Annotated in this window: 25 protein-coding genes and 1 pseudogene; 17 read left to right on the top strand and 9 right to left on the bottom strand. The window is 69.7% G+C overall.

Features of this window, described 5'->3' with window-relative positions; translation table 11 throughout:
* Window positions 1–97 precede the first annotated feature (97 nt).
* Window positions 98–1,078 carry a 23S rRNA (adenine(2030)-N(6))-methyltransferase RlmJ gene (gene rlmJ / locus IPG65_RS12935; protein WP_293190204.1) on the bottom strand — a complete coding sequence of 327 codons (981 nt, stop codon included), beginning with the start codon at window positions 1,076–1,078 and terminating at the stop codon, window positions 98–100.
* 155 nt (window positions 1,079–1,233) lie between these two features.
* On the opposite strand from rlmJ, the gene rplM reads away from it, so the two are divergent.
* The 4 genes from rplM (at window position 1,234) to erpA (ending at window position 3,067) form a co-directional block, all read left to right on the top strand.
* Window positions 1,234–1,662 carry a 50S ribosomal protein L13 gene (gene rplM / locus IPG65_RS12930; RefSeq protein WP_293190202.1) on the top strand — a complete coding sequence of 143 codons (429 nt, stop codon included), beginning with the start codon at window positions 1,234–1,236 and terminating at the stop codon, window positions 1,660–1,662.
* 11 nt (window positions 1,663–1,673) lie between these two features.
* Window positions 1,674–2,066, top strand: a complete 393-nt coding sequence (gene rpsI, locus IPG65_RS12925) for a 30S ribosomal protein S9 (RefSeq protein ID WP_293190199.1) — start codon at window positions 1,674–1,676, stop codon at window positions 2,064–2,066.
* Window positions 2,067–2,197: 131 nt separating this feature from the next.
* Window positions 2,198–2,635: a polymer-forming cytoskeletal protein gene (locus IPG65_RS12920; protein ID WP_293190196.1), complete on the top strand. Its 438-nt coding sequence runs from the start codon at window positions 2,198–2,200 to the stop codon at window positions 2,633–2,635.
* Window positions 2,636–2,689: 54 nt separating this feature from the next.
* Complete coding sequence (erpA, locus tag IPG65_RS12915) at window positions 2,690–3,067, top strand: iron-sulfur cluster insertion protein ErpA (RefSeq protein ID WP_293190194.1); 378 nt, start codon at window positions 2,690–2,692, stop codon at window positions 3,065–3,067.
* 68 nt (window positions 3,068–3,135) lie between these two features.
* Here erpA and IPG65_RS12910 read toward each other — a convergent pair whose 3' ends face one another.
* The gene (locus tag IPG65_RS12910; protein ID WP_293190192.1) at window positions 3,136–4,488 is read right to left on the bottom strand and encodes a M23 family metallopeptidase; all 1,353 of its coding nucleotides are present in this window, start codon (window positions 4,486–4,488) and stop codon (window positions 3,136–3,138) included.
* Between the two features lie 152 nt (window positions 4,489–4,640).
* On the opposite strand from IPG65_RS12910, the gene tyrS reads away from it, so the two are divergent.
* The 3 genes from tyrS to dtd all read left to right on the top strand — a co-directional run bounded on the left by tyrS (window position 4,641) and on the right by dtd (window position 7,384).
* Window positions 4,641–5,873 carry a tyrosine--tRNA ligase gene (gene tyrS / locus IPG65_RS12905; RefSeq protein WP_293190190.1) on the top strand — a complete coding sequence of 411 codons (1,233 nt, stop codon included), beginning with the start codon at window positions 4,641–4,643 and terminating at the stop codon, window positions 5,871–5,873.
* Between the two features lie 139 nt (window positions 5,874–6,012).
* Entirely contained in the window at window positions 6,013–6,924 is a 912-nt protein-coding gene (locus IPG65_RS12900; protein WP_293190188.1) for a cation diffusion facilitator family transporter, read from the top strand.
* A 10-nt stretch (window positions 6,925–6,934) separates the two neighbouring features.
* Window positions 6,935–7,384: a D-aminoacyl-tRNA deacylase gene (gene dtd / locus IPG65_RS12895; protein ID WP_293190186.1), complete on the top strand. Its 450-nt coding sequence runs from the start codon at window positions 6,935–6,937 to the stop codon at window positions 7,382–7,384.
* Between the two features lie 13 nt (window positions 7,385–7,397).
* On the opposite strand, the gene IPG65_RS19385 is transcribed toward dtd, so the two are convergent.
* The 3 genes from IPG65_RS19385 to IPG65_RS12885 all read right to left on the bottom strand — a co-directional run bounded on the left by IPG65_RS19385 (window position 7,398) and on the right by IPG65_RS12885 (window position 9,433).
* Window positions 7,398–7,658, bottom strand: a complete 261-nt coding sequence (locus IPG65_RS19385; protein ID WP_366820511.1) for a hypothetical protein — start codon at window positions 7,656–7,658, stop codon at window positions 7,398–7,400.
* 263 nt (window positions 7,659–7,921) lie between these two features.
* Window positions 7,922–8,407 carry an rRNA maturation RNase YbeY gene (ybeY, locus tag IPG65_RS12890; RefSeq protein WP_293190184.1) on the bottom strand — a complete coding sequence of 162 codons (486 nt, stop codon included), beginning with the start codon at window positions 8,405–8,407 and terminating at the stop codon, window positions 7,922–7,924.
* A gap of 78 nt (window positions 8,408–8,485) precedes the next feature.
* Window positions 8,486–9,433, bottom strand: a complete 948-nt coding sequence (locus IPG65_RS12885) for a PhoH family protein (RefSeq protein ID WP_293190242.1) — start codon at window positions 9,431–9,433, stop codon at window positions 8,486–8,488.
* A gap of 134 nt (window positions 9,434–9,567) precedes the next feature.
* Between IPG65_RS12885 and ruvA the strand changes: the two genes are divergently transcribed.
* The 8 genes from ruvA (at window position 9,568) to IPG65_RS12845 (ending at window position 16,676) form a co-directional block, all read left to right on the top strand.
* Window positions 9,568–10,140, top strand: coding sequence for a Holliday junction branch migration protein RuvA (gene ruvA, locus IPG65_RS12880; protein ID WP_293190182.1), 573 nt, complete (start codon window positions 9,568–9,570; stop codon window positions 10,138–10,140).
* A 22-nt stretch (window positions 10,141–10,162) separates the two neighbouring features.
* Window positions 10,163–11,386, top strand: a complete 1,224-nt coding sequence (locus IPG65_RS12875; RefSeq protein WP_293190180.1) for an AAA family ATPase — start codon at window positions 10,163–10,165, stop codon at window positions 11,384–11,386.
* Window positions 11,383–12,021 carry a hypothetical protein gene (locus IPG65_RS12870; protein WP_293190178.1) on the top strand — a complete coding sequence of 213 codons (639 nt, stop codon included), beginning with the start codon at window positions 11,383–11,385 and terminating at the stop codon, window positions 12,019–12,021. The genes IPG65_RS12875 and IPG65_RS12870 overlap by 4 nt, the downstream gene beginning before the upstream one ends.
* Window positions 12,018–13,082: a Holliday junction branch migration DNA helicase RuvB gene (ruvB, locus tag IPG65_RS12865; RefSeq protein WP_293190176.1), complete on the top strand. Its 1,065-nt coding sequence runs from the start codon at window positions 12,018–12,020 to the stop codon at window positions 13,080–13,082. Before IPG65_RS12870 ends, ruvB begins: the two co-directional genes overlap by 4 nt.
* Before the next feature lie 160 nt (window positions 13,083–13,242).
* The gene (gene aqpZ / locus IPG65_RS12860; protein ID WP_293190174.1) at window positions 13,243–13,932 is read left to right on the top strand and encodes an aquaporin Z; all 690 of its coding nucleotides are present in this window, start codon (window positions 13,243–13,245) and stop codon (window positions 13,930–13,932) included.
* 100 nt (window positions 13,933–14,032) lie between these two features.
* Window positions 14,033–14,935, top strand: a complete 903-nt coding sequence (gene dapF / locus IPG65_RS12855) for a diaminopimelate epimerase (protein WP_293190172.1) — start codon at window positions 14,033–14,035, stop codon at window positions 14,933–14,935.
* Between the two features lie 15 nt (window positions 14,936–14,950).
* Complete coding sequence (locus IPG65_RS12850) at window positions 14,951–15,628, top strand: DUF484 family protein (RefSeq protein ID WP_293190170.1); 678 nt, start codon at window positions 14,951–14,953, stop codon at window positions 15,626–15,628.
* A gap of 64 nt (window positions 15,629–15,692) precedes the next feature.
* Window positions 15,693–16,676 (top strand): tyrosine recombinase XerC, encoded by a 984-nt coding sequence (locus IPG65_RS12845; RefSeq protein ID WP_293190168.1) that lies wholly within the window; start codon window positions 15,693–15,695, stop codon window positions 16,674–16,676.
* A 13-nt stretch (window positions 16,677–16,689) separates the two neighbouring features.
* On the opposite strand, the gene IPG65_RS12840 is transcribed toward IPG65_RS12845, so the two are convergent.
* Window positions 16,690–17,925 (bottom strand): cyclopropane-fatty-acyl-phospholipid synthase family protein, encoded by a 1,236-nt coding sequence (locus IPG65_RS12840; protein WP_293190240.1) that lies wholly within the window; start codon window positions 17,923–17,925, stop codon window positions 16,690–16,692.
* 264 nt (window positions 17,926–18,189) lie between these two features.
* Here IPG65_RS12840 and IPG65_RS12835 point away from each other — a divergent pair.
* A pseudogene (locus IPG65_RS12835) lies at window positions 18,190–20,378 on the top strand (thioredoxin family protein).
* Between the two features lie 4 nt (window positions 20,379–20,382).
* On the opposite strand, the gene IPG65_RS12830 reads toward IPG65_RS12835, so the two are convergent.
* From IPG65_RS12830 to IPG65_RS12820, 3 genes are all read right to left on the bottom strand, one after another.
* Window positions 20,383–21,234: a 3-hydroxybutyryl-CoA dehydrogenase gene (locus IPG65_RS12830; protein ID WP_293190167.1), complete on the bottom strand. Its 852-nt coding sequence runs from the start codon at window positions 21,232–21,234 to the stop codon at window positions 20,383–20,385.
* Window positions 21,235–21,324: 90 nt separating this feature from the next.
* Window positions 21,325–22,128, bottom strand: coding sequence for an ABC transporter permease (locus IPG65_RS12825; RefSeq protein WP_293190165.1), 804 nt, complete (start codon window positions 22,126–22,128; stop codon window positions 21,325–21,327).
* A gap of 112 nt (window positions 22,129–22,240) precedes the next feature.
* On the bottom strand, window positions 22,241–23,194 hold the full coding sequence (locus IPG65_RS12820) for an ATP-binding cassette domain-containing protein (protein WP_366932136.1): 954 nt from the start codon (window positions 23,192–23,194) through the stop codon (window positions 22,241–22,243).
* A 164-nt stretch (window positions 23,195–23,358) separates the two neighbouring features.
* Between IPG65_RS12820 and IPG65_RS12815 the strand changes: the two genes are divergently transcribed.
* Window positions 23,359–24,057 (top strand): fumarylacetoacetate hydrolase family protein, encoded by a 699-nt coding sequence (locus tag IPG65_RS12815; protein ID WP_293190161.1) that lies wholly within the window; start codon window positions 23,359–23,361, stop codon window positions 24,055–24,057.
* The last annotated feature ends 9 nt before the right edge of the window (window positions 24,058–24,066 follow it).

Genomic DNA, 24,066 nt, shown 5'->3' with positions numbered 1-24,066 from the left:
GCGTGTGCCGCCCTCAGACCTGCCAGTATAGAAAATTAACCGACCGAGTGGTCGGCTAACTCGGGAATAAAGGGTTTTCCCTGTATCGGCCCTGCGCTCAGCGCGGGCTGGCGCCGCCGTTTTCCACGCTCCAGGCCTGCCCGCGTCCGCGGCCGGCGCCCAACACCTGCAGGATCTGCGGCAGTGCGGCATCCAGCGCCAGCTTCAGCGTGTGTGGCGGGTTGAACACGAACATGCCGCTGGCCGACAGGCCGCCGCCTTCTGGCGCGGCGCCGACATGCAGGCTGGCGTGCAGCCAGGCGCGGCCGGTCTGCTGGGCCAGTGTCTTCAGGCGGCGCGGCAGGCCGTGCGCCTCCGGGCGCGGGATGATGGGGTACCAGACCAGGTACACCCCCGTGGGAAAGCGCCGCAGGCTGTCCTGCATGCACGCGGCCACCTTGGCGTAGTCGCTCTTGATTTCGTAGCTGGGGTCGATCAGCACCAGGGCACGGCGCGATCCGCCCGCCGCCACCGGGGGCGGCAGCAGGGCTTTCAGGCCCTCGAAGCCGTCCTGCCGCGCCACGGCGATCTGGCGGCCGGCGGCCAGTTGCGCGACGTGGGCGTCCAGCGCCGGCGCATCGCTGGGGTGCAGCTCGAACAGCCGCAGCCGGTCGTGCACGGGCGCGCGGGCAGGTTCGCTCATGAGCGCGTGCATGAGGAAGGGCGAGCCGGGGTACACCCGCCAGCCGCCGCGCGCGGCCGACGCGTTGAAGCTCGCCACGAGATCGAGGTAGTCGGTCAGCGCGGATGCTATATTATTAGTAGCTATTGGCGTAGAATGGGCGCTGGCTGAAGCCGGATTCTGATCTGAAATCGCCGCTGATCGCAGCGCCTGCAGCCGCGCGATCCCGTCCAGGGCCTCGCCCGAGGTCTGCGCCGCCCCGTCGTCCAGCCGGTACACGCCCGCGCCGGCGTGGGTGTCGATCAGCGTCAGCGGCGCATCCTTGCGCATCAGGTGGCGAAGGGTGGCCACCAGGGTGACGTGCTTGAGCACGTCCGCATGGTTGCCGGCATGGAAGGCGTGGCGGTAGCTGAACATAGAGCGCGATGCTACCGCCTTTGTATAATGGCAGGCTTTGCAGCGATTTCGAGGCCCCGCGGCAAAAGCACAAACCGCCACCTAAGAGCTTCCCTTCAGAGGAAGGCCGACCGTGGAAAAGGGCCCGCCAAACCATTTTCCCCAAAGGAAAACTCATGAAAACGTTCAGCGCCAAACCCGCTGACGTGACGCACGAGTGGTTTGTGATTGACGCCACCGACAAGGTGCTCGGACGGGTCGCCAGCGAAGTGGCCCTCCGTCTGCGCGGCAAGCACAAAGCCATTTACACGCCTCACGTCGATACCGGTGACTTCATCGTCATCGTCAACGCTTCCAAGCTCCGTGTCACGGGTGCCAAGGAGCTCGACAAGAAGTACTACCGCCACACCGGCTATCCCGGCGGCATCCGCGAAACCAACTTCCGCGACATGCAGGCCAAGCACCCCGGCCGCGCGCTGGAGAAGGCCGTCAAGGGCATGCTGCCCAAGGGCCCGCTCGGCTACGCGATGATCAAGAAACTCAAGGTGTATGGCGGTGCCGAGCATCCGCACACCGCCCAGCAGCCCAAAGCGCTGGAAATCTAAGGAGCCTTGAGATGATTGGTGAATGGAACAACGGCACCGGCCGGCGCAAATCCAGCGTCGCCCGCGTGTTTCTGAAAAAAGGCTCCGGCAAGATCACGGTCAACGGCAAGGGCATCGAGGAATTCTTCGGCCGCCAGACCTCGATCATGATCTGCAAGCAGCCGCTGGTGCTGACCGACCACGTCGAGTCCTTCGACATCCAGGTCAACGTGCACGGCGGCGGCGAATCGGGTCAGGCCGGCGCGGTGCGCCACGGCATCACTCGCGCGCTGATCGACTACGACGCCAACCTCAAGCCGGCGCTGTCGGCCGCGGGCTTCGTCACGCGCGACGCGCGCGAGGTCGAGCGCAAGAAGGTCGGCCTGCACTCCGCACGCCGCCGCAAGCAGTTCAGCAAGCGCTGACCACGCGCTGGCGTCGCGGTCACCGACGGACGCCAACCACACCGCCGTGCAGGTCCTTCAGGCCTGCACGGTTTTTTTGTGGCCAGCCGCGTGGCCGTGGTAAAAGAACGAAGCACTTGGAGGAATTCGCAATGCTGGGCATGAAGAAGCAGCCGCCGGTCAGAAGCGCCATCGGGCCGGGCATGCGCGTGACGGGGGACTGCACTTTCCAGGACGGCCTGCAGGTTGACGGCACCGTCCTGGGCGACGTGATCGCTGCGGCCGGTTCGCCCAGCGCGCTGGTGGTCACCGGCACCGGTCGCGTCGAAGGCGCCATCAGCGCCGACCACGTGGTCGTGGGCGGCACGGTCGTCGGGCCGGTGTTGGCGCGCGAGCTGCTGGAGCTGCAGTCCACGGCCCGCATCCAGGGCGATGTGCGCTACAAGGCGCTGGAGATGCAGCAGGGCGCGGTGATCGCCGGGCAGCTCCAGCCCCAGGTCACGCCGCCGCCGGCGCCGGTGGAGCCGCAGGCGGCCTTGGCCCCGGCCGCGGAGCCGGCGGAGCCCACGCTGGACCCCGACCGGCCCTGAAATCCGAGTAATTCTGTATACTATTGGCAATCACCACGATTTCAGGAGGCCGCCATGAGCGCCGTACCCCAGGACATCCAGACCCCCGCCGCGATGCCCGATCCCATCGTCTTCACCGACAGTGCCGCCGCCAAGGTGGCGGACCTGATCGCCGAGGAAGGCAACCCGGACTTGAAGCTGCGCGTCTTCGTGCAGGGTGGCGGCTGCTCGGGCTTCCAGTATGGCTTCACCTTCGACGAGATCGCCAACGACGATGACACGACCATGACCAAGAACGGCGTGTCGCTGCTGATCGACGCCATGAGCTACCAGTATTTGGTCGGCGCCGAGATCGACTACAAGGAAGACCTGCAGGGCGCGCAGTTCGTCATCAAGAACCCGAACGCGCAGACGACCTGCGGCTGCGGCTCGTCGTTCTCTCCCGCCGAATAAGCGCGAACCCTCCAATGACAACGGGCGCCCTCGGGCGCCCGTTTCGTTTCAGGGCTGCTTCCGCCGCCTCATTCGAAGCTGGCGCCCGTGATCTGGCCGGCGGCGGCCAGCTGCAGTTTCATGCCCGAGGCCACACGGGCGAAGGCCGCGCGGCCGCCGGGCGACACGGGCACGTACTCGCGCTGCTCGGCCAGCACCACGGTCGGATCCTGCGGCTCGTTGTCGATGCGGAACTCGAAGTGCAGGTGCGGGCCGGTGGCGACGCCCGTGGCGCCCACGGCGCCGATCTTTTCGCCCTGCGCCACGTGGTCGCCGGCCTTCACGTCGATGCGCGACAGGTGGCCGTAGACGGTGGTGTCCTTGCCGTTGCGGTGCTTGACGTAGATGACGTTGCCGTAGCCGCTCTGCACGCCGGCGAACTCGACCGTGCCGTCGCCGACCGTGCGCACCGGCGTGCCGGTGGGCGCGGCGTAGTCCACGCCCGCATGGCCGCGCTGGTAGCCATGCACCGGATGGGTGCGCATGCCGAAGCCGCTGGTCATGCGCGAGACTTCCATCGGCGCCACCAGGTAGGCTTTGCGCAGGCTCTGGCCGTCGAAGGAGTAGTAGCCGCCCTTGGCGGCGCCGTCCTCCCTGAACCAGAGGGCCTGATGCGTCTTGCCGCGGTTGACCATCTCGGCGCTCAGGATGCGGCCGGCGCGCAGGGGCTCGCCATCGGCCTCCAGGGTTTCGTAGATGATGGAGAAACGGTCGTCGCGGCGCAGACCGCGGTGGAAGTCCACGCTGGACTCGAAGATGTCCGTCAGCTGCGTGGTCACGCTGTCGGGCAGATTGGCCTCGTCGGTGGCGATGAACAGGCTGCTGCGGATCACGCCGCTGGCCAGCCGCTGGCTGGCCGCCAGGGGCGCGGTCTCGACGCGCACGCTGAATCCGTCGCCGGCCTTCTCGACCACGAGACGCTTGAACTGGTCGTCGTCCTCCTTGTCGAGCCACCGCGTGCGCAGGGCCAGCAGCTCCTGGCGGTCGCTGGCCTCGGCGGTGACGGTGCGGCCCGCGCGCCCGAACAGGGCTTGCCGGACGGTAGGATCGCGGCGCAGGAAGGCGGCGGCGGCCGGGTCGGCCAGGCCCAGGCGCGTGAGCAAGCTCTCGGGCGTGTCGGCGGCCCGGGTCTGTTCGCTGCGATAGAGAGTGAACGAATACGCTTCGAGAATGGCCGCCTGGGTGCCCAGTTGCCCCAGCTGGACCGTTTCGGACACCAGGCGCAGCGGGTCGGTCGGCGCGGTGGGGGCCAGCGAGGCCACGGCGAAAGCGCCGCCGCCGCCGCCCAGCAGGAAGGCCGCGATCACCGCGGTGATGCGCTTGGGGTAGCGGTGGATGAAGTCTGCAAGGGCGAGGCCGGTGGAAATCAGTTCTTGCTTCACGCGCGGGTGTTCCGAGGAAGAGGGGTTCTGGACACGGCAGGCGCCTTGGGCTGCCCGGCAAAGCGCTCTGGGGGAAGAGCCGGCCTCTAGAATCGCGGCCTGATCGAACAGTATACCGACGTAGGCCAGCGCCTACAACCCAAAGCCTCATGATGCCCGATGACACCGTAACCAGCGCTCCCCTTTCCGACCGCGTGCGCGAGGCCCTGGCCGTCAGCCTGCGCGGCTGCGACGAGTTGCTGCCGCAGGCCGACTGGCTGGCCAAGCTGCAGCGCGCCGAGGCCAGCGGCCAGCCGCTGCGCATCAAGCTGGGCCTGGACCCGACGGCGCCGGACATCCACCTGGGTCACACGGTGGTGCTCAACAAGATGCGCCAGCTGCAGGACCTGGGGCACCAGGTGATTTTCCTGATCGGCGACTTCACCAGCCTGATCGGCGACCCGTCCGGCCGCAACAGCACCCGCCCGCCGTTGACGGCCGAGCAGATCCGCGCCAACGCCGAGACCTACTTCGCCCAGGCCAAGCTGGTGCTGGACGAGAGCAAGACCGAGATCCGCTACAACTCCGAGTGGAGCGACCCGCTGGGCGCGCGCGGCATGATCCAGCTCGCCGCCCGCTACACCGTGGCGCGCATGATGGAGCGCGACGACTTCCACAAGCGCTTCCACGCCGGCCAGTCGATCAGCGTGCACGAATTCCTCTACCCGCTGATGCAGGGCTACGACTCGGTGGCGCTGCGCAGCGACCTGGAGCTGGGCGGCACCGACCAGAAGTTCAACCTGCTGATGGGCCGCCACCTGCAGCAGGAGTACGGCCAGGAGCCGCAGTGCATCCTGACCATGCCGCTGCTCGAAGGCCTGGACGGCATCGAGAAGATGTCCAAGAGCAAGCACAACTACATCGGCATCAGCGAGGACGCCAACACCATGTTCGCCAAGGTACTGTCGATCTCCGACGAGCTGATGTGGCGCTGGTACATGCTGCTGTCCTTCCGCTCGCTGGCCGAGATCGAGGCGCTGAAGGCCGAGGTGGCCGCCGGCCGCAACCCCAAGGACGCCAAGGTGCTGCTGGCCAAGGAGATCACCACGCGCTTTCACAGCGCGCGGGCGGCCGACGCCGCCGAGCAGGACTTCATCCACCGCAGCAAGGGCGGCGTGCCGGACAAGATCGCGGAGGTCGCGCTGGCGGGCGCGCCGCTGGGCATCGGCCTGGTGCTCAAGCTGTCGGGCCTGGCGCCCTCGACCAGCGAGGCCAACCGCCTGATCGACGGCGGTGGCGTGCGGGTGGATTCCAGCGTGGTCGGCGACAAGGGCCTCAAGCTGCCGGCGGGCACCTACGTCGTGCAGGTGGGCAAGCGCAAGTTCGCGCGCGTGACCCTGGCGTGAGAGCGGCCTCGCCGGCCACCAGTCGATTGCAATTTAATTGATAGTTGTTGGCGCAATACCGGCGCTGGTTCCGGGTTGTTTTCGCGCTGAATCCCGCGATGCCGCCCGGGCGCGCCGCCGCCGCGCCACAATGGGCGCCATGACCCCCGCCAGTGCCTGGATGACGCCGCGCCGCCTGATGGCGGTCTCCATCGGCGTCGCCCTGCTCACCATCGCGCTCAAGACGGCGGCCTGGTGGGTGACCGGCTCGGTCGGCCTGCTGTCGGACGCGATGGAATCCCTGGTCAATCTGGCCGGCGCCACCTTCGGCCTGTGGATGGTCACCGTGGCGGCACGGCCAGCGGACGAGGACCACCCCTTCGGTCACGACAAGGCCGAATACTTCTCCTCCGGCTTCGAGGGCATCCTCATCATCGCTGCGGCCGCCGCCATCATCTGGGCCGCGCTGCCGAGGTTCTGGCGCCCGCAGCCGCTCGACCAGCTCGGCTGGGGCCTGGCGCTGTCGATGATCAGTTCGGGGCTGAACGGGGGGCTGGCCGCGGCCATGCTGCGCGCCTCGCGTCGGCACCGCTCGATGGCGCTGGAGGGCGACGCGCGGCACCTGCTGACGGACGTGTGGACCTCGGTCGGCGTGGTCGCTGGCCTCGTGCTGGTGGCCGCGACGGGCTGGCTGTGGCTCGACCCGCTGGTCGCCATCCTGGTGGCGCTGAACATCGTGCGCGAGGGCGGGCGGCTGGTCTGGCGCTCCTCGCAGGGGTTGATGGACGCGGCGGTCGAGCCCGAGGTGCAGGCCCGCGTCGATGCCGTGCTGGCCCGCTTCGCCCAGCGGCACGGCGCGGGAGGGCGCGTGCGCTTCGACCACATGATGACGCGCCGGGCCGGCCAGCGGCGCTTTCTGAGCCTGCACCTGCACCTGCCCGCCGGCTGGAGCCTGGGCCGCGCCGCCGCCCTGCGCGGCGAGCTGGAGCAGGCCCTGGTGGACGCCGTGCCCGGCCTGCGCGCCAGCATCCAGTTGCTGCCGCTGGACGTGGAGCCGCTGGAGTCCGAATGAGGGTGACGACATGCAAGCCCTGATCCAGCGCGTCGCGCAAGCCGCCGTCACCGTGGAGGGCCGCACGGCGGGCCGCATCGGCGCCGGCCTGCTGGTGCTGCTGTGCGCCGAGCGCGGCGACGACGCGGCCACGGCCGACCGCCTGCTGGCCAAGCTGCTGAAGCTGCGCATCTTCGGCGACGAGGCCGGCAAGATGAACCGCAGCGTGCAGGACGTGGGCGGCGACCTGATGATCGTCAGCCAGTTCACGCTGGCGGCCGACACCTCCGGCGGCAACCGCCCCAGCTTCACCGCCGCCGCGCCGCCCGACGAGGGGCGGCGCCTCTACGAGCACTTCGTGGCGCGGGCACGCGCCGCGCACCCGCGGGTGGCGACCGGCGAGTTCGGCGCCGACATGCAGGTCATGCTGGTCAACGACGGGCCGGTGACGATTCCGCTGCGGATGGTGGCGGAACGCTGAATTCGCTCTCATTTCAATAGCATAAAGCGCATGCTCTACACGGGCTGAGGCCGGAAAACTTTTCAAATCCGGTCGGCGCCGGGCTGGTCAGGGCGAAGGCGCGCTCGTCCAGGGCCTCCAGCGGCGCTTGCGCCGGCAGGCTGAGCGTGAAGCAGGCGCCGCCGTGCAGCCGCGCGATGTGCCGCGCCACCCACAGCCCCAGGCCGAAGCCATGCGCCCGGTGGCCGCCGCGCTGCCCGCGCTCGAAGAGCTGTTCGGCCGCGCCGGGCCGCAGGCCGGGCCCCTCGTCTCAGGCCGCCCTGGGTGTCGTCCCGCTGGGCGCACTTGACCGCGTTGTCCACCAGGTTGGACGAGGCGAACCGCGGCACGGTGGTGTGGGCGGGCGGTGAGCGTAGTCTCACCGCCCTACCCGATCCAGGCCGCGCGAGCCGTGGGCCTGTCAACCCAATTCAGCAACCAGCGCAGGCAACTCCCACACTGGCACCACCTCGACGCCGTTCAACAGGTGCCCGCACCTGCGCCGCGGCGGGTAGGGCGCTACGGCGCGCCGCATCCGTCGTCGCCGTATGGGTTGGCAAAGCCCAGCGCGGCCAGGATGGCGGCCTCGCGCGCTTCCATGGCCTCGGCGTCGGCCTCGCTGGTCTCGTGGTCCCAGCCCTGGGCGTGCAGCGCGCCGTGCACCAGCAGGTGCGCGTAATGCGCGCCCAGGGGCCGTCCCAACTCGGTGGCCTCGCGGGCCACCACCGGCGCGCACAGCACCAGGTCGGCCGCGACCTCGGGGGCGCCGGCGTAGTCGAAGGTCAGCACGTTGGTGGCGTAGTCCTTGCCGCGGTAGTCGCGGTTGAGCTGGCGGCCCTCGCCGGCATCGACGATGCGCACCGTGATCTCGGCCGCCTGCACGTCCTCGCTCAGCGCGGCACGCAGCCAGCGCGCGACGCGGTGGCGCGGCAGGGCGGCGCGGTGCGCGGCGGCGCCGTCGAAGCGGGCGAACTGCAGGGACAGGGCCAGGGGAGGCGGCGGCATGGCGGCAGGGGTTTATGAATGTTTTTGGCCTGTAGCCGGCGCCCTATCAGCGTAATTAGCTATGAATAACGCAGCAGCTCAATCGCCGCCGCGCGCGCCGGCACGGCCCCGCGCGTCGTAGGCATCGACGATGCGCGCCACCAGGGGGTGGCGCACCACGTCGGCGCTGGTGAAGCGGGTGAAGGCGATGCCCTTGACGCGCTTGAGCACACGCTCGGCGTCGATCAGGCCGCTGGTGGCGCTCTTGGGCAGGTCGATCTGGCTCACGTCGCCCGTCACCACGCAGCGGCTGCCGAAGCCGATGCGGGTGAGGAACATCTTCATTTGCTCGGGCGTGGTGTTCTGCGCCTCGTCGAGGATGACGAAGGCATTGTTCAGCGTGCGCCCGCGCATGAAGGCCAGCGGCGCGATCTCCAGCTGGGCGCGCTCGAACGCCTTGGCCACGCGGTCGAACCCCATCAGGTCGTACAGCGCGTCGTACAGGGGGCGCAGGTAGGGGTCCACCTTCTGCGTCAGGTCGCCCGGCAGGAAGCCCAGGCGCTCGCCAGCCTCCACCGCCGGGCGCGTGAGCACGATGCGCTGCACCGCGTGGCGCTCCAGCGCGTCGACGGCGCAGGCCACGGCCAGGTAGGTCTTGCCGGTGCCGGCGGGGCCGATGCCGAAGGTGATGTCGTGGCCGGCGATGTTGTCCAGGTACGCGCTCTGGTTGGGCGTGCGCGCCCGCAGGTCGGCGCGGCGCGTCGCCAACACCATCGCGCCGTCGGCCGCCTCGCCGCCGTCGCCGGCCAGCATGAGCTGCACCGTCTCGGGCTGGATCGGGCGCTCAGCCAGCTCGTACAGGGCCTGCAGCACCTCCATGGCGCGCTCGGCCTGCTTCTTGGGGCCGTCGATCTTGAACTGCTCGTGGCGGTGCGCGATGCCGACCTGCAGCCCGGCCTCGATGGTGCGCAGGTGCTCGTCGGTCGGGCCGCACAGGTGGGCCAGCCGCGTGTTGTGGGGGGGATTGAAGGTATGGCGCAGGATCACGCCCGCATTGTCCCGCATTGCCGAGCGCTATTTTTCATATAGCTGCGGGCGCAGGTGGCATCTGCGTGGAGGGCTTGATTTATCATCAAACGATGGCGCCCTAGGCGGCGCTTTCCCACCCGGATCCAGACCCCGTGATCGGACGCCTCAGCGGCCTGCTGGCCGAAAAGAACCCGCCGCAAATCCTGCTCGACTGCCACGGCGTCGGCTATGAGGTGGACGTGCCCATGAGCACCTTCTACCACCTGCCGGCCCTGGGCGAGCGGGTGCAGCTGCTGACCCATTTCGTGGTGCGCGAGGACGCGCAGGTGCTGTACGGCTTCGGCACCGCGGCCGAGCGCGGAGCCTTCCGGCTGCTGGTGCGCATCAGCGGCGTCGGCCCGCGCACGGCACTGGCCGTGCTCTCCGGCATGAGCGTGGCCGAGCTGGGCCAGGCCGTCACCGCGCAGGAGCCGGGCCGCCTGGTCAAGGTGCCGGGCATCGGCAAGAAGACGGCCGAGCGCCTGCTGCTGGAGCTCAAGGGCAAGATCGGCGCCGACCTCGGCGCGCCCGCCGCGCCGGCCAGCGATGCAGAGGGCGACATCCTGCAGGCCCTGCTGGCGCTGGGCTACAGCGACAAGGAGGCCGGCGCCGCGCTGAAGGCGCTGCCGCCCGGCGTGGGCGTGAGCGAGGGGATCCGGCTGGCGTTGAAGGCGCTGGCGAGGTAGTGACATGACATGAGGGGGCAGCATGGCCGTACTTGAGGGGCTCAGCATTCAGAACTACCGCAGTTTGAGGGGTGTGACGCTGGGGCAGACTTTTGATCAGCAACTGGGCAAGGTCTTGCCGCGCTTGATGGCGGTGATCGGCGCCAATGGCGTTGGCAAATCCACCTTGCTGGATGCGCTGGGATTCATGGGTGATTGTTTGAACGACGGCGTGGAGGCTGCTTGCGACCGCCCGCATCGGGGCGGATTCGAACGCTTGCGCACCAAGGGGATTGACGAGCCCATCAAGTTCGAGATTCGCTATCGCGAAACCAGCCAGAGCCGCCCGATCAGCTACAGCCTGCACATCGATACCGACGCAAAGGGGCGCGTATGCGTGGTCTATGAGCGGCTGCGCCAGCGTCGCAAGGGGCAGCCCAACGGGCGACCCTACAGCTTTCTTGAGTTGACAGATGGGAATGGCTACGCCTGGTCTGGCGAGGAGCACGACGGCGTGGAAGGCAATGAGCGCGTCAACGTGCAGATGAGCGACCGCCAGGTACTGGGCATCGCCAGCCTCGGAACGCTCAAGGATCACCCGCGCATCAGCCAGTTCCGCGCTTTTCTTTCAGGATGGTATTTGTCGTACTTCGTGCCCGAACTGGCGCGCACGCAACCCATGGCTGGCGCAGACCCGCATTTGAACCGCAGAGGCGACAACCTGGCCAAGTACCTTCAGTACATCGAACGCGAAAGGCCGAAAGGGTTCAAGGCGGCGCTTGACTTGATCGCCACGAAGCTGCCAGGCATTGAGTCGATCCGATCCGACAAGGCGCCGGATGGGCGCTTGCTGCTGGAGTTTCATGCGGCAGGTTACGACAAGCCGTTCTACCAACAGGACATGTCGGACGGGTCGCTCAAGTTGCTGGCTTATCTTCTGTTGATGGAAGATCCGGAGCCGGCACCTTTGATCGGCATCGAGGAGCCTGAAAATGGCTTGCATCACCAGCTTTTGAGCGTGCTGGCACAGGAGATGCAGGCTTTCTCCAGAAAGGACAATGGACTGCAGATTTTGGTGACCACGCACTCCCCCTATTTCGTGGATGCGCTGACACCCGAGGAGGTGTGGATTCTGGAGAAAGGCGCAGACGGGTTCTCGACCATCACGCGGGCGGCGGACATACCGGGCGTGAAGGCGCTGTTTGACGAAGGCATTCCTACTGGCAGTCTCTGGTACAGCAACCATTTCGGCATCGGCAATCCATGACCGAACCGTATATCGAGGTGCTGCTGGAGGGCGCAGCCGATGTGCCCATGGTGCGGCATGTGCTGACCTCGCGCCTAGGACTGGAGGAGCGTCGCCATTTCAGAATTCATCCGCATCATGGGAAAGGCAGGCTGCCGACCAATCCGCTGAGCATGCCTGATGCCAAGCATCGTGGACTGCTGGATCAACTGCCTGCCAAGTTGCGCGCGTACGGCAAATCGTTGCTACCCCATATGCTGGTTCTGGTGGTCGTCGATGTGGATGATGAGGATTGCCGAGATTTACTGCGACGGCTGAACGAGATGCTGGCAGCGCTGCCGCGCAGGCCACGCGTGCTGTTTCGCTTGGCGATCGAGGAAACGGAAAGCTGGTTTCTAGCGGATCCGAATGCCATCAGGACTGCATTTCCGAAGGCCAAGATCAGCTTGTTGAAAGGAATGGAAGCAGACGCCATTGTCGGGGCATGGGAGCGCCTGGCCGCCGTTCTGAGCGTGGATCTCCCCGTGACCGGGCGTGACAAAGCCGCCTGGGCCGACGCGATCGCGCCTTATCTGAGTTTGGACCCGCCCTGTTCTCCAAGTCTCGGAAAGTTGCTCACCGGGTTGAAGCGCTATCTTGACGAGGTCAGGCCATGACCATTCACACCGACGACTTCGCCCTGCCTCCCGGCGGCCCCGCGCCGCGCGTGGTGTCGGCCGCCGCCGCCTCGCCGCGCGAGGAGGCGCTGGAGCGCGCGCTGCGCCCCAAGCTGCTGGACGACTACGTGGGCCAGGCCAAGGCACGCGCGCAGCTCGAGATCTTCATCGGCGCCGCCCGCAAGCGTGGCGAGGCGCTGGACCACGTGCTGCTGTTCGGCCCGCCGGGGCTGGGCAAGACCACGCTCAGCCACATCATTGCCCACGAGCTGGGCGTGAACCTGCGCCAGACCAGCGGCCCCGTGCTGGAGAAGCCCAAGGACCTGGCGGCGCTGCTCACCGGGCTGGAGCGCAACGACGTCCTGTTCATCGACGAGATCCATCGCCTCTCGCCCGTGGTGGAGGAGATCCTCTACCCCGCGCTGGAGGACTACCAGATCGACATCCTGATCGGCGAGGGCCCGGCCGCGCGCTCGATCAAGCTGGACGTGCAGCCCTTCACCCTGGTGGGCGCCACCACGCGCGCCGGCATGCTGACCAACCCGCTGCGCGACCGCTTCGGCATCGTGGCGCGGCTGGAGTTCTACACGCCCGACGAGCTGGCGCGCATCGTCGCCCGCTCGGCCGGCCTGCTGCAGGTGGAGACCGACCCCGAGGGCGGGTTCGAGATCGCCCGCCGCTCGCGCGGCACGCCGCGCATCGCCAACCGTCTGCTGCGCCGCGTGCGCGACTTCGCCGACGTGAAGGGCGACGGCCGCATCACCCGCGCCATCGCGCACGACGCGCTGGCCATGCTGGACGTGGACCCGCAGGGCTTCGACCTGATGGACCGCAAGCTGCTGGAGGCGGTGATCCACCGCTTCGACGGCGGCCCGGTCGGCCTGGACAACGTGGCCGCCGCCATCGGCGAGGAGCCCGGCACCATCGAGGACGTGATCGAGCCCTACCTGATCCAGCAGGGCTACCTGCAGCGCACCCCGCGCGGGCGCGTGGCCACGCTGGCCGCGTACCGCCACCTGGGCGTGGCGCCGCTCCAGGCTGGGGGCGGCTCGCTCTTGTAGGGCGCGGCGGCGCCGCAACGGAAAGCGGCACGAATGCACGGACACCGCGGGAGAGATCGCGAAAGGGGCGGGCGCTTCACCGGCCTGACATGACTGCACGACACAATGCGAGCAATGGCGCCCGCGGGGGTCGTTCCAGATTTTCTTGCTGACCTGGAGGATGAACATGAACAAGTACCTGGCCGAACTGATCGGTACCTTCTGGCTGGTGCTGGGCGGCTGCGGCAGCGCCGTGCTGGCCGCCGCCTTTCCCGAGCTGGGCATCGGCTTCGCCGGCGTGGCGCTGGCCTTCGGCCTGACGGTGCTGACCATGGCCTACGCCATCGGCCACATCTCCGGCTGCCACCTGAACCCGGCGGTGTCCTTCGGCCTGTGGGCGGGCGGGCGCTTCGCGGGCAGGGACCTGCTGCCCTACGTCGCGGCGCAGGTGGCCGGCGCCATCGCCGCCGCCGCCGTGCTGTACCTCATCGCCAGCGGCAAGCCGGGCTTCGCGGCCGGGGGCTTTGCCAGCAACGGCTTCGGCGAGCTGTCGCCCGGCCAGTATTCGATGACGGCGGTGCTGGTGTGCGAGGTGGTGCTGACAGCGGTGTTCCTGTTCGTCATCATGGGCGTCACGGACGCGCGCGCGCCGGCCGGCTTCGCGCCCATCGCCATCGGCCTGTGCCTGACGTTGATCCACCTGGTCAGCATCCCCGTGTCCAACACCTCGGTGAACCCGGCGCGCTCCACCGGCGTGGCGCTGTTCGCGCAGACCGGCGCGGTGGGCCAGCTGTGGCTGTTCTGGGTCGCGCCCATCGTGGGCGGCATGCTGGGCGCGCTGGTCTACAAGGCGGTGGCCGGGCGGGACTGATGCTATCGGTGGAATAGCTGCCGGTGCTGGATTGGCGCGGGGAAATGCCGGAATCTCTTCAAGAATCGAGCGCCGAGAGGATGCGGGGATAATTCCCCTCATGCACATCCGCTTCACCAAGATGCAGGGCGCGGGCAACGACTTCGTGGTGCTCGACGAGACCGCCGCGCCGCTGGGCTTGAGCACGGCGCAGTACCGCTGGTTGGCCGACCGGCACTTCGGCGTGGGCGCGGACCAGATCCTCAGCGTGCGCCCGGCGCCGAATGCGGACGCCGATTTCGGCTACGTCATCCACAACAGCGACGGCCACGAGGTCGAGAACTGCGGCAACGGCGCGCGCTGCTTCGTGCGCTACGTGCGCGAGCGCGGCCTGACGGACAAGACGCGCGTGCGGGCGCAGCTCAGGCACGGCGTGATCGATCTGGCCGAGCAGCCCGATGGCCGCGTCGCCGTGGACATGGGCGCACCCATCTTCGACCTGGCCGCCGTGCCCTTCGACGCCGCCGGCCGCCCGCCGGTGCCGCACGGCGGCTGGCGGCTCTGGCCACTCGATCTGAAGCCAAAAACGGCGACAGTCGGCATGGATACCGTGCCGAAAGCTATGATCAACGTAGCAATCCTGTCCATGGGCAACCCGCACGCCGTCGCCCTGGTCGAGGATGTGGACGCCGCGCCCGTGGCCGCGCTGGGTCCGCTGATCGAGCACCATCCGGCCTTCCCGCAGCGCGTCAACGCCGGCTTCATGCAGGTGGTCGATCGCGGCCACGTGCGCCTGCGCGTGCACGAGCGCGGCGCGGGCGAGACCCTGGCCTGCGGCACCGGCGCCTGCGCGGCGGTGGTCGCCGGCATCCGCCTGGGCCTGCTCGATCCCTGCGTCCAGGTCCAGGCGCGCGGCGGCCTGCTCACCATCGAATGGGCCAGCGGCGACGCCGACCCGGTGCGCATGACCGGGCCGGCCGCCACCGTGTTCGAAGGCTCCATCGACGTTCCCGCCAACCCCTGATCCCAGAGACGCCAGATGACCGCCATGTCCCCCATCACCGAAGAAGACATCGCCCAGTTCCTGATCCATACGCCCGATTTCTTCGAGCGCCACGCCGACCTGCTGGGCGCCGTGCAGTTGACCAGCCCGCACGGCGGGCGCGCGGTCAGCCTGCAGGAGCGGCAGGCCGAGATGCTGCGCGAGAAGATCAAGGTGCTGGAGCAGCGCCTGATGGAGATGATGCGCCACGGCAACGAGAACATGCTGATCGGTGACAAGCTGCAGCGCTGGTCGCGCCAGCTCTTCCTGGTTGCGCGCGGGGCCGACCTGCCGGCCGTGCTGGTGAGCGAGATCCGCGCCCAGTTCAGCGTGCCGCAGGCCGCACTCAAGCTGTGGGACGTGGCCGAAGTCTACGCCGGCGAGCCGTTCGCGCAGGGCGCTGGCAACGACGCCAGGAGCCTGGCCAGCTCGCTCACCACGCCGTACTGCGGCGTCAACGCCGGCTTCGACGCCGTGCAGTGGCTGGACGACCCCGAGGCCGCCGCCTCGGTGGCGCTCATTCCCCTGCGCGCCGGCGCCACCGCGCCCGCCTTCGGCCTGCTGGTGCTGGCCTCGCCCGACGGCACGCGCTACCAGGCCGGCATGGCCACCGACTTCCTGGAGCGCATCGCCGAGCTGGCCAGCGCGGCGCTCTCCAGGGTGCGGGATGCCTGATTTCTGAGTGAAATCGGCCTGAGGCCGGTGCCCCTATTGTGCTAGAAGCTATTATTTAAATAGCATGGAGACACTGGCCTCACCCCTTTTGTCCGCCGCCGATGCGGCCCTGGTGGAGCGCTACCTGGCGCACGTGCGCGTCGAGAAGCGCCTGGCCGCCCGCACCGTCACCCTCTACGGGCTTGATCTGGACAAGCTCGCCGCCTTCGCCGCCACCGCCGGCGTGGCCCTGGCCGAGGTGCAGCCGGCGCACGTGCGGGGCTGGGTGGCGCGGATGCACGCCGGCGGGCGCGGCGGGCGCGGCATCGCCCTGATCCTGTCGGGCTGGCGCGGCTTCTACGCCTGGCTCGGGCGCGAAGGCCGCATCGCCGCCAACCCGGTGCAGGACGTGCGCGCGCCCAGGCAGCCCCGTCCTTTGCCCAAGGCCCTGGGCGTGGACGAGGCCGTGCAACTGGCCGAGCACGCGGCCGGCGGCGAGGACGACCCCTGGCTGGACGCGCGCGACGCCGCCGTGGTCGAGCTGCTCTACGGCAGCGGCCTGCGCGTGGGCGAGCTGACCGGCCTGGACGTGGCCGCCAGCGACGGCGCGCTGCGCGCCGGGCGCGGCTGGATCGACCTGGACGGCGCCGAGGTGCAGGTGCAGGGCAAGGGCGGCAAGCGCCGCGCCGTGCCCCTGGGCCGGGCCGCCGCGGCGGCACTGCGGCGCTGGTTGGCCCTCCGGGGCGACGTGCCGGCGGCGGCGGGCGCCGACGCGGCGCGGGCCCTGTTCATCGGCCGGCGCGGCACGCGCCTGACCGCGCAGTCCATCTGGCAGCGCCTGCGCCGCCGCAGCCTGCGCGCCGGGCTGGCCACGCCAGTGCATCCGCACATGCTGCGCCACTCCTTCGCCAGCCACGTGCTGCAGTCCAGTGGCGACCTGCGCGCGGTGCAGGAGCTGCTGGGCCACGCGCACATCGGCACCACGCAGGTGTACACGCGGCTGGATTTCCAGCACCTGGCCAAGGCCTACGACGCAGCGCACCCGCGGGCGCACCGCAAGAAGGGCTGACGAGCCGAGGGGGTCAGCGCGGTGGGTACATCCACCCGCGCGACCACGGCAGGCTGTCCGCATCCTGGCCGGCGCGGCGGCACAGCACCTGGAAGAGCGAGATCTCGTCGTGCTCGAAGGCCCACTGGCAGCCCATCAGGTACATGCGCCAGATGCGCCATCGCCGCTCGTCCACCAGGGTCTTCAGGTGCTCGCCCCGGGCCTCGAAGCTGTCGCTCCAGCACTTGAGCGTGCGGGCGTAGTGGCGGCGCAGGCTCTCGGCGTCCACGGCTTCCAGGCCGCCCTGCTGCATGGCGGTGAGCACGGTGCCGATGTGCGGCAGCTCGCCCTGCGGGAACACGTAGCGGTCGATGAAGCGACCGCCGCCGTGGCTGGTCTCGCCGTTGTACGGGTCGGTCGAGGTGATGCCGTGGTTCAGCGCCCAGCCGCCGGGCGCCAGCAGGTCGTGCACGATGCGGAAGTAGGGCGCCAGGTTCTTCAGTCCCACGTGCTCGAACATGCCGACGCTGCTGACGCGGTCGAACGTGCCTTGCACGTCGCGGTAGTCCTGCAGGCGGATTTCCACACGGTCTTGAAGGCCGGCGGCGCGCACGCGCTCGGTGGCCAGGTCGAGCTGGTTGCGCGACAGCGTGATGCCGACGCAGCGGGCGCCGAACCGCCCGGCCGCGCGCAGCACCAGCGCGCCCCAGCCGCAGCCGATGTCCAGCAGCGTCTGGCCGGGCTGCAGGCGCAGCTTGGTCAGGATGTGATCGATCTTCTTGGCCTGCGCCTCGGCCAGGGTCTCGTCGCCGTTCTCGAAGTAGGCGCACGAATAGACCATGGCCGGGTCCAGCCACTCGGCATAGAAGGCGTTGGAGACGTCGTAGTGGTATTGGATGGCCTCGCGGTCCTGCGCGCGGGTGTGGTGCGTGGCGTCGATGAGGCGGCGCACGGCGCGGCCCATCCAGCCCGCGTCCTCATCGGCCGCGCCCGACTCGGCCAGGCGGTGAGCGATGTCGATGACGTCCTGGACCGAGCCGTGGACGTCGATGTGGCTCTCCACGTAGGCCTGCCCCAGGCTGTCCAGCGACGGGGCCAGCAGCGCGGCCGCGCCGGCGGCGTCGCGCACGTCCAGCGTCACGCGCGGGATGTCGAACTGGCCCAGCCGCAGGCCGGCGCCGCCTTGCCAGCGCACCAGCAACGGCAGATCCAGCCGCTGGCGCAGGCGGTCGGCCCATTGGTGGAGAGGGGCCTCCAGGGCGGAGGGGATCGTCACGCGCATCGTGCTCGGGCTCCTTTGCAAGCGGGCTCGGCGGCGCGTCAGGGGCCGCCGCCGTGGCCGGCCATGGGACACAGACGACGCCAAAATTACCACGGCTGTGCGACATTTGCATGCTCCGCGCCGCCATGGCCACGCTGGCCGTGGCAGCGCCGCGGAACCAAACGGTTGGCGCCCGCCTCCCACGCAATTGCCTTCGACCTTGCCCTGATGTTCTTTTCACGCCTTTCGATCGCTTCGCTGGTTGCTACATTAATGGTAGCTATTGGATTAATAACCACGCCGGTTCAAGCCCAAAATGACTTGAAATCCGAGGTGCGGACGGAACAGGTCAACGCCACGCTGCTGGCCCACGCGCCGCAGGGTGTGCCGGTGGACGGGGCGCCCAGCTCGGCGGCGCCCGTGTGGCTGGGGCTGCGGATCACGCACCAGCCCGGGTGGCACACCTACTGGAAGAATTCGGGCGATTCCGGCCTGCCGACCGAGCTGCAGTGGACGCTGCCGCCCGGCGTGATGGCTGGCGACGTCGCCTGGCCGCTGCCCCGCAAGATCCCCATCGGCGACCTGGCCAACTACGGCTACGAGGGCACGGTGCTGCTGCCCGTGCCCTCATCGTCACGCCCGGCTACCAGCCGCCCGTGCTGGCCCGGGCCATGGACATCCGCCTGAAGGCCACCTGGCTGGTGTGCCGGCAGGAGTGCATCCCGCAGGAGGGCGAGTTCGCGCTGCAGCTGCCCTTGCGCAGCTCCACCGCCCTGAACGGCGCCGCCTTCGACGCGGCGCTGGCCAGCCAGCCCGCCGAGCTGCCGGGCGCGCACCAGGCCGCGCTGCGGGACGACGGCCGGCGCTTGGCCGTGCGCGTGGCCGGGCTGCCCGCCAGCGTGCGCGGGCAGGCGCTGGAGCTGTTCCCCGAGACGCCCAACATCCTCGTCGCCGCCGCCGCGCCGGGCGACGCGCCCGGCCCTCGCACCTGGACGCAGCGCTGGGACGGCGACGCGTGGACGGCCGACCTGCCCGTGTCGCCCGACCGCGCCGACAGCCCCGCGCGCCTGCCCCTGGTGCTGGTGGCCGGCGGCCAGGGCTGGCGCGCCGACGCGGCGGTCGAGGGCGACTGGCCCGCGCCAGCGCCGGTGGCCGGCCTGTCGCCCGCGCTGCAGGCCGCGCTGCAGGCCAACGCGGCGGCGGGGGGGGCGTCCCCGGCCGGCGGGTCGCTCCTGCCGCCCGCCGCGCAGGCCGTGCCGGCCGGCACTTTCGCGCTGGCGCTGCTGGGCGCGCTGGTCGGCGGGCTGGTGCTCAACCTCATGCCCTGCGTGTTCCCGGTGCTGGCCATCAAGGTGCTGGGCTTCGCCCGCCACGGCGGTGACCGGCGCGCGCAGCGCCTGGGCGGGCTGGCCTACGGCGCCGGCGTGGTGCTGTCCTTCGTGCTGCTGGGCGCGCTGATGCTGGCGCTGCGCGCGGCCGGGCAGCAGCTGGGCTGGGGCTTCCAGTTGCAGTCGCCCGCCGTGGTGGCGGCGCTGGCGGCGCTGTTCACGGTGATTGGGCTCAACCTGGCGGGCGTGTTCGAGTTCGGCCGCTTCGTGCCCAACGGCGTGGCGACGCTGCAGGCCCGGCATCCGGTCGCCGATGCCGGGCTGTCGGGCGTGCTGGCGGTGGCCGTGGCCTCGCCCTGCACGGCGCCGTTCATGGGCGCCTCGCTCGGGCTGGCGGTGGGGCTGCCAGTGGCGCAGGCGCTGGCCATCTTCGCCGCCATCGGGCTGGGCATGGCGCTGCCCTACCTGGCCGCCACCTGGGTGCCCGCCGTGGCCGGGTGGCTGCCCCGGCCCGGCGCGTGGATGGACGTGTTCAGGAAGTTCATGGCGTTCCCGATGTTCGGCACCGCCGTCTGGCTGCTGTGGGTGCTGGGCCAGCAGAGCGGCATCGACGGCGCCGGCGCGCTGCTGGCGCTGCTGGTGGCGCTGGCCTTCGTGCTGTGGGCGCTGGGGCTGGGGCTGGCCGGCCGCACGCGCTGGGTCGTCGGCGCGCTGGCCGTGGCACTGGCGGCCTTCCTGCTGCCCAGCCTGGGGCCGCTGGTGGTGGCGCCCGCGCCCGCCACGGCGGCGGCCGGCGAGCGCTGGCAGCCCTGGTCGCCCGGGCGCGTGCAGGCCCTGCTGGCCGGCGGCCAGCCGGTGTTCGTGGACTTCACCGCCGCCTGGTGCGTGACCTGCCAATACAACAAGAAGACCACCCTGGCCAGCGCCGAGGTGCTGGCCGCGCTGGACGCGGCGCGCGTGCAGACCCTGCGCGCCGACTGGACGCGGCGCGATGCCGCCATCACCGCCGAGCTGCAGCGGCTGGGCCGCGGCGGCGTGCCCGTCTACCTGCTGCAGGCGCCGGGTCAGGCGCCGGTGGTGCTGAGCGAGGTGCTCAGCGTGGCCGACGTGAAGGCCGCGCTGGCAAGGCTGTGAGCCCTCAGGCGTAGCTGTACACGCCGCGCCCCGTTTTGCGGCCCAGTTGGCCGGCGGCGACCATCTCGCGCAGCAGCGGGCAGGGGCGGTACTTGCTGTCGCCGAATTCTGCCAGGTACACCTCCATCACCGCCAGGCACACGTCCAGGCCCACCATGTCGGCCAGCGCCAGCGGGCCGATGGGGTGGTTGCAGCCCAGGCGCATGCCGGCATCGATGTCTTCGGGCGTGGCCAGGCCCTCGGCCAGCACGAAGAAGGCCTCGTTGATCATCGGCACCAGGATGCGGTTGACGACGAAGCCGGGCGCGTTCTTCACCGTGATGGGCGACTTGCCCAGCCGCACGGCCAGCGCTTTCACGGCCTCGTGCGTGGCGTCGCTGGTCAGGTAGCCTCGGATCAGCTCCACCAGCGCCATCATCGGCACCGGGTTGAAGAAGTGCATGCCGATGAAGCGCTCGGGCCGCGACGTGGCGGCGGCGAGCTGGGTGATGGAGATGGACGAGGTGTTGGTGGCGATGATGACCTCGGGCGCCAGCAGGCCGTCCAGGGTCTTGAGGATCTTGTTCTTCAGCTCGTGGTTCTCGGTGGCGGCCTCGATCACCAACTGGGCGGCCTGCAGGTCGTCGTAGTTGGTCGAGCCTTTGATGCGGCCGAGGGCGATGGCCTTGTCGGCCTCGGTGATCTTCTCCTTGCCGACCAGGCGGTCCAGGCTTTTACCTATGGTGGCCAGGCCCTTGTCCACGGCGGCCTGGGCGATGTCGACCATGACGACCTGGATGCCCGACACGGCGCAGGCTTGCGCGATGCCGTTGCCCATGGTGCCGGCGCCGACGATGCCAACGGTGGTGATGCTCATGCTGTGTTCTCCGGTGAAAAGATGATTCTAAGTAAAATTGGCCTCAATCCCGCGTGGATACTACGCCAACAGCTATAAAAAAAGGAGTTTTCAGCGGCGGAACCGCTGCCGCGTGAAGGCCAGCGCGGCCCAGAAGCTGGCGACCGCGTACAGCGCCAGCACCGCCGCGTGGCGCCAGGGATTGTCGGGCCACTGGTCCAGGAACATCGGCCGCACCAGGTCCACGGCGGCCGACAGCGGCAGCCAGTCGGCGATGGCGCGCACCACGCCGGGCAACTGCTCGCGCGGAAAGAACACGCCGGAGAGGAACATCATGGGCGAAAGCACCACCGTGAAGTAGTAGGTGAAGAAGTCGTAGCCCTTGGCCTTGGCGTTGAACACCAGCGCCATGCTGGCGAAGGTGATGCCCACGCCCAGCAGCACCGGCCAGGCCACCAGCAGCTTGGGGCTGTGGCTGATGCCCAGCGCCAGCATCACGCCCAGGATGGCGGTGACCGAGAACAGCGCCTTGAAGCCGGCCCACAGCATCTCGGCCAGCACCACGTCGTCCAGCTCCACCGGCGCGTTCAGGATGCCGTCCCAGGTCTTCTGCACGTGCATGCGCGAGAAGGCCGAGTACAGCGCCTCGAAGCTGGCCGCGTTCATCGCGCTCATGCAGATCGAGCCGCTGGCCAGGAACAGCAGGTAGGGCACGGCCTGCCCGCCGCCCACCGGTACCTCGCCCACCAGCGCGCCCAGCCCGTAGCCGAAGGCCACCAGCCAGGTCAGCGGCTCGCCGATGTTGGCCAGCAGGCTGGGCACGGCCAGCTTGCGCCACACCAGCAGGTTGCGCCGGAACACTGGCCACCAGCGCATCGACAGGCGCGGCGGCGCCCAGATCGAGGGGTTCTTCATGTGGGTTCCCGTGTTTCCCATGGGCCAGGACGTTTCGCCGCCGGGCCGCCCCAAGGCGGAACAGCCCCCTCGGGGGGCAGCGCACCTCGCGCAGCGGGGGAGCGTGGGGGCCTCATCCATCCTCCCTGATCTGGCGGCCGGTGAGCTTGAGGAACAAGTCCTCCAGGTTCGCCGGCCGGTGCAGCGTGCGCAGCTGCGGGTGCGCCTGCAGCGCCTCCAGCAGGGCGCGGGCGCGGTGGGTGTAGAAGAACAGCGTCTCGCCGCTCTGCTCCACGCGCTGGGCGTGCGCGGCCAGGGGCGAGGCGGCCAGCGCCGGCGCGCCGGGGCCGTAGGCCTCGACCACCTCGCGTTCCAGGTGCTCGGCGATCAGCTCGCGCGGGCGGCCCTCGGCGATCTTGCGGCCGTGGTCCAGCACCAGCAGGCGCGAGCACAGGCGCTCGGCCTCGTCCATGAAGTGCGTGGTCAGCAGGATCGACTTGCCGCCCTGCAGCAGCCGCTGCAGCCGCTCCCACATCAGGTGGCGCGCCTGCGGATCGAGCCCGGTGGTGGGCTCGTCCAGCAGCAGCAGGTCGGGGTTGTTGATGAGCGCGCGCGCCAGCGACAGGCGCCGCCGCATGCCGCCCGACAGCTCGCCAGGCCGGACGTCGGCCTTGTGGGCCAGGGCGGCGAAATCCAGCAGCTGCGGCACGCGCTCATCCAGCACCGCGCGCTTCAGCCCGAAGTAGCGGCCGAAGACCTGCAGGTTCTCGGCGCAGGTGAAGTCGGGGTCGAGCGAGTCGAACTGCGCCACCACGCCCAGCCGCGCCTTGATGGCCAGCGCGTCGCGCGGCATGGCGAGCGCGGTGCCGTCGGGCCGGGCGAAGTACTCGATGCGTCCGGCGTCGGGCGCGGCCAGGCCCAGGCACATGCGCAGGGTGGTGGTCTTGCCGGCGCCGTTGGGGCCGATCACCCCCAGGCATTCGCCCGGCGCGATGGCGAAGCCCACCCCGTCCACCACGCGCGCGCCAGCGTAGGTCTTGACGAGATCCTGCACGTGCAGCAGCAGCGGCGGGGCGGCGGGAGGCATGGGCGGCATTGTGCCCGCGCGCCGTGGCGCGGCGCCGCCAGCGACAATCGGGCCCGTGGCCGATCACCGGCCGATGCGGCGCCTGCCCGGATGCCATGAGGCTTTCCGGCCGGTTGCGCCCACCCACGCTGCGCCACCAGCTATCTTTTTGAAAGCGAACGCCCATGAACAACTACGTCTTCACGCCCGCCCCCCAGGCCGCCGTGCCGGTGCGCGGCGGCGCGCGGCACTACGCCGTCAGCCGCATCTTCTGCGTCGGCCGCAACTACGCCGCCCATGCGCGCGAGATGGGGTCCGACCCCGACCGCGAGCCGCCCTTCTACTTCAGCAAGACGCCCATCGACCTGGTGATGAGCGGCGCCACCGTGCCCTATCCGCTGGGCAGCCAGAACTACCACTACGAGATGGAGCTGGTCATCGCCATCGGCCGGCCCACCTTCCGCGCCGAGCCCGAGCAGGCGCTGGAGAGCGTGTGGGGCTACGCCTGCGGGCTGGACATGACGCGGCGCGACCTTCAGATCAAGGCGCGCGAGGCCGGCCGCCCCTGGGACTTCGGCAAGGACTTCGAGCAGTCGGCCGTGATGAGCGCGCTGGTGCCCGCCAGCGAGATCGGCCACCCCGCCAGCGGCGCCATCCAGCTCAGCGTGAACGGCCAGGTCAAGCAAAGCGCCGACCTGCGGGACTTGATCTGGAGCGTGCCCGAGGTCGTGGCCAACCTGTCGCAGTACTACCACCTGCAGCCGGGCGACCTGATCTACACCGGCACGCCCGAGGGCGTCGGCCCGATCAAGCCTGGCGACGTGCTCGCCGGCCGCATCGAGGGCGTGGGCGAGATCGCGCTGACCATCGGCGAGCCAGAGTAGGCAACGGCC

The organism is Ottowia sp., from assembly GCF_016703145.1.
In the GTDB taxonomy this organism is placed as follows: Bacteria; Pseudomonadota; Gammaproteobacteria; order Burkholderiales; family Burkholderiaceae_C; genus Ottowia.
The sequence above is the reverse complement of the archived record's forward strand: the minus strand, read 5'-3'. Positions and strand labels throughout refer to the sequence as shown.